Annotated in this window: 11 protein-coding genes and 1 pseudogene; 5 read left to right on the top strand and 7 right to left on the bottom strand. The window is 72.4% G+C overall.

Translation table 11 applies throughout. The annotated features are described in order from the left end of the window. Window positions 1-102: 102 nt before the first annotated feature. From ACP4J0_RS14985 to ACP4J0_RS15000, 4 genes are all read right to left on the bottom strand, one after another. Window positions 103-2,142 (bottom strand): flotillin family protein, encoded by a 2,040-nt coding sequence (locus tag ACP4J0_RS14985; protein WP_426556852.1) that lies wholly within the window; start codon window positions 2,140-2,142, stop codon window positions 103-105. 203 nt (window positions 2,143-2,345) lie between these two features. Further along, window positions 2,346-2,567 (bottom strand): hypothetical protein, encoded by a 222-nt coding sequence (locus ACP4J0_RS14990; RefSeq protein WP_426599168.1) that lies wholly within the window; start codon window positions 2,565-2,567, stop codon window positions 2,346-2,348. Between the two features lie 396 nt (window positions 2,568-2,963). Continuing rightward, window positions 2,964-4,319, bottom strand: a complete 1,356-nt coding sequence (locus ACP4J0_RS14995) for an NAD(P)-binding domain-containing protein (RefSeq protein WP_426599169.1) — start codon at window positions 4,317-4,319, stop codon at window positions 2,964-2,966. Between the two features lie 87 nt (window positions 4,320-4,406). Next, entirely contained in the window at window positions 4,407-4,646 is a 240-nt protein-coding gene (locus ACP4J0_RS15000) for a hypothetical protein (RefSeq protein WP_426599170.1), read from the bottom strand. Between the two features lie 179 nt (window positions 4,647-4,825). Between ACP4J0_RS15000 and ACP4J0_RS15005 the strand changes: the two genes are divergently transcribed. The 5 genes and pseudogenes from ACP4J0_RS15005 (at window position 4,826) to ACP4J0_RS15025 (ending at window position 8,541) form a co-directional block, all read left to right on the top strand. Continuing rightward, complete coding sequence (locus ACP4J0_RS15005; protein WP_426520758.1) at window positions 4,826-5,191, top strand: ArsR/SmtB family transcription factor; 366 nt, start codon at window positions 4,826-4,828, stop codon at window positions 5,189-5,191. Window positions 5,192-5,477: 286 nt separating this feature from the next. After that, complete coding sequence (crcB, locus tag ACP4J0_RS15010; RefSeq protein WP_426599300.1) at window positions 5,478-5,927, top strand: fluoride efflux transporter CrcB; 450 nt, start codon at window positions 5,478-5,480, stop codon at window positions 5,925-5,927. Then, window positions 5,924-6,013: pseudogene (locus tag ACP4J0_RS15015) on the top strand (DUF190 domain-containing protein); the annotation flags it as partial. The gene crcB (ACP4J0_RS15010) and the pseudogene ACP4J0_RS15015, both read left to right, overlap by 4 nt. A 56-nt stretch (window positions 6,014-6,069) precedes the next feature. After that, complete coding sequence (gene crcB, locus ACP4J0_RS15020; protein WP_426599171.1) at window positions 6,070-6,444, top strand: fluoride efflux transporter CrcB; 375 nt, start codon at window positions 6,070-6,072, stop codon at window positions 6,442-6,444. Window positions 6,445-6,690: 246 nt separating this feature from the next. Beyond that, the gene (locus ACP4J0_RS15025) at window positions 6,691-8,541 is read left to right on the top strand and encodes a DUF262 domain-containing protein (RefSeq protein WP_426599172.1); all 1,851 of its coding nucleotides are present in this window, start codon (window positions 6,691-6,693) and stop codon (window positions 8,539-8,541) included. Window positions 8,542-8,666: 125 nt separating this feature from the next. Here the strand turns inward: ACP4J0_RS15025 and ACP4J0_RS15030 are convergent, their stop codons facing one another. From ACP4J0_RS15030 to ACP4J0_RS15040, 3 genes are all read right to left on the bottom strand, one after another. After that, window positions 8,667-9,935 carry an MFS transporter gene (locus ACP4J0_RS15030; RefSeq protein ID WP_426599173.1) on the bottom strand — a complete coding sequence of 423 codons (1,269 nt, stop codon included), beginning with the start codon at window positions 9,933-9,935 and terminating at the stop codon, window positions 8,667-8,669. A 315-nt stretch (window positions 9,936-10,250) separates the two neighbouring features. Then, window positions 10,251-10,928 (bottom strand): ArsR/SmtB family transcription factor, encoded by a 678-nt coding sequence (locus tag ACP4J0_RS15035; protein ID WP_426599174.1) that lies wholly within the window; start codon window positions 10,926-10,928, stop codon window positions 10,251-10,253. A gap of 142 nt (window positions 10,929-11,070) precedes the next feature. After that, window positions 11,071-11,856, bottom strand: coding sequence for an MBL fold metallo-hydrolase (locus ACP4J0_RS15040; protein WP_426599175.1), 786 nt, complete (start codon window positions 11,854-11,856; stop codon window positions 11,071-11,073). Between the last annotated feature and the right edge of the window lie 80 nt (window positions 11,857-11,936).

Genomic DNA, 11,936 nt, shown 5'->3' on the forward strand with positions numbered 1-11,936 from the left:
CCCCCGGCCCCCCCCCCCCCCCCCCCCCCCCCCCCCCGCCCCCCCGCCCCCCCCCCCCCCCCCCCCCCCCCCCCCCCCCCCCCCCCCCCCCACCGCGGTCCGTCAGCCCTTGGCGGTGCCGTTCGCAGCCGTCAGCCGGGTGTCGGCGAGGCCCAGCTCACCGGCCTTGCTCAGCAGCTGCTCCAGCGCCCCCGAGTCGGCGCCGCCCGTCTTCATGAGCTTCATCAGCAGCGCGGACACGGTCAGGTTCTGCACGTCGGCCGTGGAGACCGAGCCGAGGACGCGGCCGAGGTCATCGGTGAAGCTCGACGTGCCGTCCAGCCAGGGCTTCGCCAGCGCCTGGGCGGTCTCGGAGTGCTGGACGAAGCCGTCGACGCTCTTGCCGAGCGCGATGGAGGACATCAGGCGGTCGAAGAAGACCGACTCCCCGCCGACGATGTTGATGTCGGCGTTCTCCAGTCCGGTCGCCAGCACCGTCGCCTGTGCCTCGGCGACCTGCCGCTGCACGTCCAGCCCGGCGAGCCGGATGTCCTTCTCCGTCTCCAGCCGCAGCCGGTACTCCTCGTGGCCGCGGGACGCCTCGTCCAGCGCGGCCATCGCCGCCGCCTTCTCGGTGAGGCCGGCGGCCTCCGCCTTCAGCTTCTCGCCGACGGCCGCGGCCTCCGCGAGTGCCTTGGCCTTGGCGCCCTCGGCCTCCGCCCGCAGCCGGGCCTCGGTGGCCCCGGCCTCCGCGCGGCCGGACTTCTCGATGACCTCGGCCTCCTTGTCGCGGACCTGGACGGCGGCCAGCCCTTCGGCCGCGCTCTCGGCCTGGATGCCCTCGGCGAGCCGCAGCTTGGCCCGCGCGTCGAGGTCGGCGCTCTTCAACCGGGCCTCGGCGAGCGTGAGTTCCTCGGCGGCGCGGTGGGTGGCGGCCTGCTCGGCGGCCTCCGCCGCCTTGATGTCCTTGACCAGCTTCTCCTGCGCCTCGGCTTCGGCGGCGATGATCACGGTCTGCCGCTGCCGCTCCGCCTCCTCGACCGCGCGCAGCTTCTTGATGGACTCCTCCTGCTCGGCGACCGTACGGTCCACGGCCACCCGTTCGCGGATGACGTCGGCGATCTCCCGCTTCTCCGCCTCGACCTCCTTCTCGGCGGCGATCCGCGTCAGCTGCGTCTCCCGTTCCCGGGCGATGACCTCCAGGAGGCGGTCCTTCTCGATGCGCTCGTTCTCGATGGCGATGACCCGCTCGCGGTTCTTCTGCGCGACCGCGACCTCGCGGCCCTGGTTCTCGCGCTGGATGCCGAGCTGTTCCTCGGTCTTGAGGAACGCGGACTGCGCCCGCAGCCGCTCCTCCTCCACCACCCGCGCCGTCTCGGCCTCCTCCCTCGCCCGGACGGTCTCGATCTCCCGCTTCTGCTTGGTCTCCGCGTCGACCTGCCGGCGCTCCAGCTCCAGGATCGCCTCCCGGGCGTCGACGTTCTGGCGGGTGATCTCCTTCTCCTCGGTGCGCTGCGCCTCGTTGGTGCGTACGTGCTCCACGGCCGTCAGTTCGGTGATCTTCCGGATGCCCTGCGCGTCGAGGACGTTGGCCGGGTCGAGCTGGGTCAGCGGCGTCTGCTCCAGGTAGTCGATCGCCGCGTCCTCCAGGTGGTAGCCGCTGAGGTCGACGCCGATGACCTCGATGATCCGGTACCGCAGCTCCTCGCGCTTGGTGTAGAGGTCGGTGAAGTCCATCTGCTTGCCGACGGTCTTCAGCGCCTCGGAGAACTTCGCGTGGAACAGCTCCTGCAGCGTGTTCCGGTCACTGGCCCGTGCGGTGCCGACCGCCTGGGCGACCTTGACCACGTCCTCGGCGGTCTTGTTCACCTTGACGAAGAACGAGATCCGGATGTCCGCGCGGATGTTGTCCCGGCAGATCAGGCCTTCCTTGCCGGCCCGGGTGATCTCGATGGTCTTCACCGAGATGTCCATCACCTCGGCCTTGTGCAGCACCGGCAGCACGACCTGCCCGGTGAAGGTCACGTCGACCTTGCGCATCTTGGAGACGATCAGGGCCTTGCCCTGCTCCACCTTGCGGAACAGTCGGGCCACGACGAGCAGCACGGCGGCTGCGATCAGGATGCAAACGAGCACGCCGATGCCCAGGGTGCGGTAATCCATAGGAAGTCCTCGTGGTCTGCGGAGAGTTGGCGTCTTCGCGAAGCGGCGGGGCGGCCCGTTCGGAGCGGGGGCGGCCCGCTCGGAGCGGGGGCGGCCCGCTCGGTGCGGGGGCGGCCCGTTCGGAGCGGGGGCGGCCCGTTCGGTGCGGGCAGGCACGTCCCGTGCGGGCGGACACGTCCGGTGCGGTGTGCGTCGGCTACGGGTCAGCCGTGGTTGCGGCGACTGCCGGGGTCGTACGGGGAACTGCTCGCCGCGCCCGGTCGTCGTCGCCTGCGGTATGCGTGGCCCGGCCCGGCGGGAAGGGCACCCGACCGCGCCGCTTTCCGGCCCGGCAGCAGCGTCGACGCTGCGCGGGGCCCGGACACCGGGTGCGTGATGCCGGAGAAGGGGAGGAGCTGTACGACGGCGACGCCGACCCGTGCCATGCCCTCACCCCCGAACCGGACCGCTGGCCCCCACGCCGACGCCCGTTGCCGGGCCCTGGCATCGAGGTCATCCCCTGTTTCTGCCGCACTCATCTTGGCCCGGGCACGCTTCACCCCGCATTGCCGTAACACGGCAATCTTTACGCCTTGTTGATGCCGGACGGCGACGCTCGCACAGCGCCCTGGCTCAAGGGCAGCACCGCCCGCCTCAGCCGGCCGAATCGCCGCCGTCACCGCCGGCACGGGATCGGCACCTCTCCGCGACGCCTGGCCCACGCCGTCCCCCGCGTCGGGCAGCCACGTACGCGCCGCCGTCGAGCAGGCGCACGACCCGGGGCGGCCGACCGGTTCGCATCGCACCCGGGGGCCAGGACGACGTGCTGGGGTTCTTCGCCGTCAGCAGCCGCCGGAGGGGGCCGGGGCGTCGGTGCCGATCCGCAGCGTGGCCGGGGCCGCGCAGCAGCCGCCGCCCTCGTCGCTCCGCGCGGCGTCGGGCTCGTCGAACAGGCCGGCGCCGCCGCACACGCCGGTCTCCGGCAGGGTCAGCTCGACGCGCTCGGCCGCCTCGTGGTCGCCGGCGAGGGCGGCCGTGATGGAGCGGACCTGCTCGTAGCCGGTCATGGCGAGGAAGGTGGGGGCGCGGCCGTAGGACTTCATGCCGACCAGGTAGACGCCCTGCTCCGGGTGGGACAGTTCCCGCACTCCGTGCGGGTAGACCGTGCCGCAGGAGTGGACGTTCGGGTCGATGAGCGGGGCGAGCGCGGTCGGGGCCTGGAGGCGTTCGTCGAGGCCGAGACGGAGTTCGGAGAGGAAGGAGAGGTCGGGGCGGAAGCCGGTCAGGACGATGACCTCGTCGACCGGGTCCAGGCGGCGGCCGTCCTCGGCGACCAGGACCAGCCGGTCGCCGTCCCGTTCGGCCGCTTCCGTACGGAATCCGGTGACGGCGCTCGCGTGCCCCTTCTCCACCGCCGCCTTGGCGCGCAGGCCGAGGGCGCCGCGGGCCGGGAGCTGGTCGGCCTCGCCGCCGCCGTACGTGGCGTCGCCGATGCCCCGGCGCAGGATCCACACCGCGTGCGTGTCCGCCTCTTCCCCGGCCAGGTCGGCGAGCAGGGCGAGGGCGGTGAAGGCAGAGGCGCCGGAGCCGACGACCGCCGTGCGCTTGCCGGCGTAGCGGGCCCGTACGGCCGGGTCCTTGAGGTCGGGGACGCGGTAGGTGATGTGGTCGGCCGTCTTCCTCTCGCCGAGGGCGGGCAGGCCGTTCGCGCCCATCGGGCCGGGGGTGGTCCAGGTGCCGGAGGCGTCGATGACGGCGCGGGCGGTGATCCGCTCCTCGACGCCGTCCGCCGTCTCGATGTGCACGGTGAACGGCTGCTCCTCGCGGCCGGAGTCGACGATCCGGTCGCGGCCGGCGCGGGCCACGCCGGTGACGGTGGCTCCGTAGCGGACCTTGCCGCCGAGGACGTCGGCGAGCGGCTGGAGGTACCGCTCGGCCCAGTCGCCGCCGGTCGGGTACGCCGTACCGTCGGGGCGGACCCAGCCGGTCGGGGCCAGCAGCTTCTCGGCGGCGGGGTCGGTGACCTCGGCCCAGGGCGAGAACAGGCGGACGTGCGCCCAGTCCCGTACGGCCGTCGCGGCCGACGCGCCGGCCTCCAGCACCAGCGGCTCGATGCCGCGCTCGACGAGGTGTGCGGCGGCGGCCAGGCCGACCGGGCCGGCTCCGACGACCACGACGGGCAGGTTCTGCTTCTCCATGGCGGCGCTTCCTTCGGTTCGTTGCTCGGGCGGTTCGTTGCTCGGGCGGGCGGAGTCGGGGCGGTGGACGGCTCAGCGGTGGACGGCTCAGCGGAAGGGGACGTGCGGTGCCGGCGCGAGCCGTGCGCCGCGGTGCTGAGCCCGGGCCCGGCAGGCGCTGTCGCACGCCTGTGCGCAGCTGTCACAGCAGCGGACGCCGACCAGGTGCCGGGCGGCAGAGCGGGTGAGGACGCTGCGGATCCGGGCGGCGGCCATATCCGGCTCCTTGCTTCGATATTCGTCAATCACCTGTGCCGCCAGCATGGCACCTGATTCGATGGCCGTCAAGATAGACATCCATCGAAATTGAGAGGTCGCGGGCTGTGGAACACTCAGACGTCGCAGGGCCCTCGGACCCCCTTCGCGGGACCGGCGGGGACGCCGCACGCATCGCCGGCCGGATCGCCGCCCGGCTTCACGCCCGCCGAGCCCGGGCGCCCTGGTTCGACATGTGTCAACATAGACGCATGTCGAACGTCAAGGCACTGCCGCTTATGGAACCCGAGGCCCCCGACGCCGCGGTGCCCTGCTGCCCGCCGCTGAGCGAGCGCCCCTTCACCGCCGAGGAGGCCGAGCGGACTGCCCGCATGTTCAAGGCCCTCGGAGACCCGGTACGGCTACGCCTCTTCTCGGCCGTCGCCTCCCACGAGGGCGGCGAGGCCTGCGTGTGCGACATCTCCGACGTCGGAGTCTCCCAGCCGACCGTCTCCCACCACCTGAAGAAGCTCAAGGAGGCCGGCCTGCTGACCTCCGAGCGCCGCGGCACCTGGGTCTACTACCGGGTAGAGCCGTCGGTACTGGCGGCCATGGGACAGCTGCTGACCGTCCGGTAGCCGGCTCCGGGCGCGGCCGCCGGCCACCCGTGCGACGGCATCGGCACCCCTGCACGACAAGGGCGCGTGGACACGGCGCTGAGCGGCGTTCTCGACCGGGCGTTAGTCTGAAGGCTGGCTGCGGTGTCACTCGCAGCGCGGCGGTGGGGCTCGCCGTACCCGAACCGCGGCATCGGTGCCGCCAACAGTCCCTACTTGCGATGGTGCGTGCCCGCGTGTCCGGGCCCCGGCGAGTAGGAGACGTACGTTCATGACAGCCCGCCCGCGCTCCCAGATGGACGAGCCTATGCATCCCGATGCCGGTCTGCGCGTACCTTCCCGACGACGCCGGACCTGGCGGGACCAGGGGCCGGTCGTGGCGGTCGTGGCTCTCGGCGGAGGCACGGGAGCGGCGGCCCGTTACGGAGCGTCACTTCTGTGGCCGGTCGCGGCCGGCGGTTTCCCCTGGACCACTCTGTGCGTGAACGCGATCGGATGCGCGGTCCTCGGCATCTTCATGGTGGTCGTCAGCGACGTATGGGCCGCGCACCGGCTGGTACGGCCGTTCTTCGGCACCGGCGTGCTCGGAGGGTTCACCACCTTCTCGGCCTACGCCGTCGACATCCAGCGGCTCGTGGACGAGGGCGAGGCGCGGAGCGGACTTCTGTATCTGGCCGTGACGCCGGTGGCAGCGCTCGCGGCTGTGTGGCTCGCGGTGACGGCGACGCGCCGCGTACTCGCGTGGAGGCAGGGATGACGAGGCTGACGAGTACCGCACTGCGCGTGACGGTCTTCATCGGGGAGAACGACACCTGGCACCACGAACCGCTCCACAGCGAGATCCGGGTGCTCCTCGACGACTGCGGGGTCATCCGGTACGTGGGCAGGGGGCAGGGCGCGTGAACTGGATCCTGGTGATCGTCGGAGGCATGGTCGGCGCGCCGCTGCGCTATCTCACGGACCGGGCGGTGCAGCGACGGCACGACACCGTCTTCCCGTGGGGGACCTTCACCGTCAACGTCGTGGGGTGCTTCGTCCTCGGGCTCCTGTCCGGCGCCGTGCTGGCGGGCGCCGCCTCCTCCCACCTCCAGCTGCTGCTCGGCGTCGGGCTGTGCGGGGCGCTGACGACCTACTCGACGTTCTCCTACGAGACGCTGCGGCTGGCCGAGGACGGGGCGAGGTTCTTCGCCGCCGCCAACGCCGTCGCCAGTGTGGCGGCGGGGCTGGGGGCGGTGTTCGTCGGGGTGTCCTTCGCGGACGCGCTGTGGGCGTGAGTTCCGGGACGGCCCGGTCGCCGTCCCGGACGTCGTCCCGGACGTCGTCGGGCATGGCCTCCGCCGCGGCCTCACCGGCGTCGTCACGGGCGCCGGTGAGGCCGCGGCGACGGGCCCGTCGCCGATGTCCGGTCCGTCGGGCCGAAGCGGAAGCGGAACCGACCCGGAGTTCACGGAACAAGCCGATCAGCCATGGCGAAGATCGCTACGGTAAGAGTCTGAGCGCGAGGGAGGGGACCCCAAGCCATGAGAGCGGATACGGTCGACCTGCGGCGGATCTTCGGCAGGGACGTGCGTTACACGGTGCCACTGTTCCAGAGGCCGTACGTGTGGAACCGGGACGACAACTGGTCGGCGCTGTGGGAGGACATCCGCCGCACCGTGGAGCGGGCCGAGCAGGCGGCTCTGACCGGGGAGACGGTGGCACCGCATTTCCTCGGAGCGGTTGTCTTCGACGAGACCCCGTACCTTTCGTCCAGCCTGGAAACGCGGCAGGTCATCGACGGTCAGCAGCGCCTGACGACGTTACAGCTGTTCCTGTTCGCGGCCCGCCTGTCCGCGGCGGCTCTCCACCACGAGCGCTCGGTACGGCTGCTGAGCAAGTTCCTGGAGAACGACGAGGACCTGTTCGACCGCGCCCAGCATCCCGACCACCTCTACAAGGTCTGGCCGACCAATGCGGACCGCGACGATTTCCGCGCCGTCATGCTCGGTCAGGGAGAGGGAGGCCGGCTCGCCGAAGCCGTCGCCTACTTCCAGCAGGAGATCGACGTATGGCTGGCGGAAGCCGCTGAGCCGAACGAGCGGCTGGGGATGCTGGTGCAGGCGCTGCGGGAGCAGCTTCGTCTGGTCATCATCGACCTGGAGGAGCACGACGACGCGCAGGTCGTCTTCGAGACGCTGAACAGCCGTGGCACTCCGCTGGAGCACGCGGACCTGATCAAGAACCTGCTGTTCCGCAACGCCGAACGTGCCGGCGCGGACGTCGACCGGCTCTACAAGACGTACTGGGCCTCCTTCGACCAGGACGAATGGCGCATGGAACAGACGACCGGCCGCATCACGCGAAGCCGCCTCGACGTGTTCCTGACGTACTGGCTCACGATGCGTACGCAGCGCGAGTTCACCGCCTCCGCGCTGTTCAAGGAGTTCGAGCGCTGGCTGCTCTCGTCCGCCGTGCCCACGGAAGAGGTCTTCGCCGAGCTGACGCGGTACGCCGAGATCTACGACTTCATCGACGACCATCCGCTGCACGGCGTCGAGGGACGGTTCCTGTACCGGATGAAGGTCCTTCAGACCTCCACCCCGATGCCCCTGCTCCTCTTCCTCTACGGCCTGGACGAGTCCGTGCTGCCACTGGAGCGCCGACGGCGGGCGATCCGTGCCGTCGACAGCTACCTCGTTCGCCGGGCGGTGCTCAATCTCAGCACCCGCGACTACAACAACGTCTTCCGTGACCTGGTCGCGGCCGTGTCCCGGCAACCCGACCGCGCGGACGAGGCCGTCATCGAAGCCCTCTCGGCCATGCAGGGCCACCACCGTCACTGGCCGAGCGACCACGACTTCCGTGCCTCATTGGAACAGGACCCCCTCTACTCCCGCCTGGTCCGCCGCAGCGTACGCATCCTCCTGGAAGCTCTCGAGGACGAGCTGCGCACCGACCACACGGAACAGCTCACCGTTCCCGTCGGCGAGCAGGCCGGTGCGAAGTTGACCATCGAGCACGTCATGCCGCAGAGCTGGCGCGACAACTGGCCGCCACTCGAGAACGATCAGTCCGAAGGAGCCGACCGCGACGAACTGGTCCACACACTCGGCAACCTGACCCTGGTCACCGCCCGCCTGAACCCCACCCTGGGCAACATGGCCTGGGAGGACAAGCGGCAGTGGCTCGGCCGGCACAGCCTGCTGCGCCTCACCCACGGCACCCTGCTCAGTGCTCCGCCGGACACTGACATCAGCGAGTGGGCGACCACCTGGGACGAGCATCGGATCCGTACGCGGGGTGCGTACCTCGCCTCCCTGTCCTTGGGCATCTGGCCGCATGCCGCCGCTCTGCGCACCGCGCCGTGGTCTGCCGAGCACGACAAGGAGTGACACGCGCGGTCAGTGGCCGTCGCAGGGACATCCACTCGGCCATGCTGCCCGGTCGCAGGGGCCTGCGGGGATCGCCCGGGGCCGGCCTTCGCCGACGACGGGGACGACAAGACGACGGAGACACCTCACCGACGGTAGGCGGTTGCGGCGACGGCGGGCAGGAGGGCGAGGGAGAGGGCTCCGCCGGCGAGGGCGAGGACGGGGTAGCTCGCCGCGGCGACGACGAGGCCGGAGGCCATGCCGCCGGTGGCGCCGGCGATGGCGATGGAGACGTCGACCAGGCCCTGTGTCCTGGCGCGGGTGGCCAGCGGCACGGTGTCGGTGATGATCGCGGTGCCGGACACGAGGCCGAAGTTCCAGCCCAGTCCGAGCAGGGCCAGCGCGAGAGCGAGCAGGAACACGGAGTCGCCGGGGGCCGCGGCGGCGAGGATCCCGGCGGCCAGGAGGGTGAGGCCCGAGGCGGCGGCGATCTTCATGCGGCCGAAGCGGTCGACGAGCCAGCCGGTCAACGGGGAGGGCAGGTACATGGCGCCGATGTGGATGCCGATGACCAGGCCGGACGCGGCGGTGGAGTGGCCGTGGTCGTGCATGTGGACCGGCGTCATCGTCATGATCGCGACCATGACGAGCTGGGTCAGGACCATCACCAGCGCCCCCAGGACGACGCCCCCCGGGGCCTTGCCGGCGGCTTGCTCCCCGGGCGACGACGCGCCGGCCGTGCTCTTCTCCCGTGCCGCGGCGACGGTGCGGGCCAGGAGCAGCGGGTCGGGGCGCAGCCAGAGGGCGAGGACGAGGGCGGCCAGGGCGTAGGCGGTGCCGGAGAGCAGGAAGAGGCCGGCCAGGTGGGGGATGCCGAGGTGTTCGGCGAGGGTGCCGGCGGGAGCGGCGAGGTTGGGTCCGGCGACGCCGCCGAGGGTGGTGGCGACCAGGACGGTGGAGACGGCGCGGGCGCGGTGGCCGGCCGGGGCGAGGTCGGCTCCGGCGTAGCGGGCCTGGAGGTTGGTGGCGGTGCCGGCGCCGTAGACGAACAGGGCGATGAACAGCAGGGCGGGGTTGTCGAGGACGGCGGCGGTGATGACACCGGCGGAGCCGATCGCACCGGTGAGGTATCCGGTGGCGAGGCCGGGGCGGCGGCCACGGGCCTGGGAGATGCGGCCGACGGTGACGGCGGCGAGCGCGGAACCGGCGGTGAACAGGGCGCTGGGCAGCCCGGCGAGACTGGTGGTGCCGAGCATGTCCTGAGCGAGCAGGGCGCCGACGGTGACGCCCGCGGCGAGACCCGCGCCGCTGAGGACCTGGGAGGCGACCAGGACGCGCAGGATACGGCGCTGCGCCGGGGCGGGATCGGGTATGCCGGAGTCTGTGGCCGGGCCGGCGTGGGCGGGAGTGGTCACGGGAGCCTTTCGCGGGGCGGGGCGGGGGGGGGCGGGGCAGGCAGGGCGGGCGCGGCTTCCCGGCCCTCGGCGGCCGGGAACCCAGGGCCCGGGCCCCGGCCGCCTCCGGACGGTGCGACGGTCTACGGGGAGGCGAGGGCCTGAGCGCGGTCGGCGATCAGGTCGGTGGCGTGCTCCGGGCCGACGGGCACACGGACCACACTGTCGGCGAAGCCGCGGCCGCCGTGATGGCCGGCGTCGGGGTCGCGGTGGTGGCCGCCGTGGTCACCCCCGCGGTGGTCGCCGAAGAAGGCGGCAGCCGGTCGGCCGGAGCGTTCATGCCAGGTCCGCGGCGTCGACGGGCAGCTCCGACAGGCGCCACTCCAGCATGCCGTCGTTGAGGCGGACCGCGCGGCGGCCGAGGTCCGTCAGCAGCCGTACGGCGTCGTAGGCCAGGACGCAGTACTCGCCACGGCAGTACACGACGATCTCGGCGTCCTGGGGCAGCTCGTCGATGCGCTCGGCCAGCTCCTCGACCGGGATGGAGAGCGCGCCCGGAATGTGCCCCGCCCGGTACTCCTCCACCGGCCGCACGTCCAGTACGACGACGCCTCCGGCCGCCACCCGGGCGCGCAGCTCCTCCCGGGTCACTTCGGCGGCGGCGTGCTCGCCGAGGTGGGCGTCACGGGCGGCGGGGACGGTGGACTGGTGGGCTTCGGCGACCTTGCGCAGCAGGGCGAAGAGCTGCGCGACGTCGTCACCGGCCAGCCGGTAGTGGATGCGGACCCCCTCGCGGCGGGTCGAGACGAGCCCGGCCTGCTTGAGGATCTGCAGGTGCGCCGACGCGGTCGTCAGGTTCAGCCCGGCCGCATTCGCGAGCGCGTCCACGGTCCGCTCGCCCTGGGCCAGCAGGTCCAGCAGCTCCAGCCGCTTTCCGCTGGCCAGCGCTTTGCCGCTGGCCGCGAACGCCTCGTACAGCAGCGTCTTCGTCCCGCTCTTCTTGCTCTCCGGCATGGGCATCCTCCATATATCCATGGAATACCGTAGATGAATGCGGGCGCGGTGACCACACGCCCCCACCCCCGGGCCCCGGGAGGACGCCGTCGTGCTGATCGGCTACGGCGTCAAGGTCGCCGACACACACCCCTGACGCTCGTCAGCGACTCCTCCCGGGCACCCCGAAGGTACGGCCGGGCGCGGCGTACTCCACGGGGCCGGTGCAGCGCGCACCCGCCCGGGTCACCGCCTCCGCCGGTTCCAGGGACGGCCCGAGGTGGGTGACGACCAGGCGCCGCGCTCCAGAGGTGGCCGCGCTCTCGCCCGCCTGCTCCGGGGTGTGGTACACGGCCTCGGTGCCGGCCCGGGGCGCGCGTGCGTAGTCCGCCTCGCACAGCAGCACCGCGCAGTCGTCGGCGAGCGCGGTGAGCGCCTCGCACGGGGCGGTGTCGCCGGAGTAGGCGAGGCAGGCTCCGTCCTCGGTCTCGATCCGGACCCCGAACGCGGGCATCCCGTGCGTCACCGCCCGGCTGGTCAGCGCGAGCCCGCCGACCAGGGCGCGGTGGTGGTCGCGCAGCTCGACGACCTGGAAGGCGTCCTCGACCGGGCTCCGCCGGGGCCCGTTGGTGAGGAAGCCGGCGAGCCGGTCCGCGATTCCCGGCGGGCCGAAGAGGGGCACGGGCGCGCGGAGTTCGATGTCCGCGTACAGGAGGCCGTAGTACGCGGTCAGCAGGTCGGCGCAGTGGTCCGCGTGCAGATGCGAGATCCAGATTCCGTCGAGCCGGTCCAGGCTTGTGTGTGCGCGCAGCGCGCCGAGCGTGCCGCTGCCGGCGTCCATCCACAACCGGGCGCCACCGCCCTCGACCAGGTACCCCGAGCACGGGTTCCCGGCCCGGGGGTAGGGGCTCGCGCTGCCGAGGACCGTGAACCGGAGATCGTCCGTCATGTGCGCGGAGTCTACGGGCGCGGCCGCCCAGGGCCCGGAGCTCGGGCGTCCGGCGCCGCAGCGGCCGTCTCCGCCCGCGT

Source organism: Streptomyces sp. WG7 (genome assembly GCF_049975785.1).
Taxonomy (GTDB): Bacteria; Actinomycetota; Actinomycetes; order Streptomycetales; family Streptomycetaceae; genus Streptomyces.

Bases quoted from the DNA above. Each gene is read 5' to 3' on its own strand.
- ACP4J0_RS14985 (WP_426556852.1), bottom strand. From the start codon at position 2,142: ATGGATTACCGCACCCTGGGCATCGGCGTGCTCGTTTGCATCCTGATC.
- ACP4J0_RS14990 (WP_426599168.1), bottom strand. From the start codon at position 2,567: ATGGCACGGGTCGGCGTCGCCGTCGTACAGCTCCTCCCCTTCTCCGGC.
- ACP4J0_RS14995 (WP_426599169.1), bottom strand. From the start codon at position 4,319: ATGGAGAAGCAGAACCTGCCCGTCGTGGTCGTCGGAGCCGGCCCGGTC.
- ACP4J0_RS15005 (WP_426520758.1), top strand. From the start codon at position 4,826: ATGTCGAACGTCAAGGCACTGCCGCTTATGGAACCCGAGGCCCCCGAC.
- crcB (WP_426599300.1), top strand. From the start codon at position 5,478: ATGCATCCCGATGCCGGTCTGCGCGTACCTTCCCGACGACGCCGGACC.
- ACP4J0_RS15025 (WP_426599172.1), top strand. From the start codon at position 6,691: ATGAGAGCGGATACGGTCGACCTGCGGCGGATCTTCGGCAGGGACGTG.
- ACP4J0_RS15035 (WP_426599174.1), bottom strand. From the start codon at position 10,928: ATGCCGGAGAGCAAGAAGAGCGGGACGAAGACGCTGCTGTACGAGGCG.
- ACP4J0_RS15040 (WP_426599175.1), bottom strand. From the start codon at position 11,856: ATGACGGACGATCTCCGGTTCACGGTCCTCGGCAGCGCGAGCCCCTAC.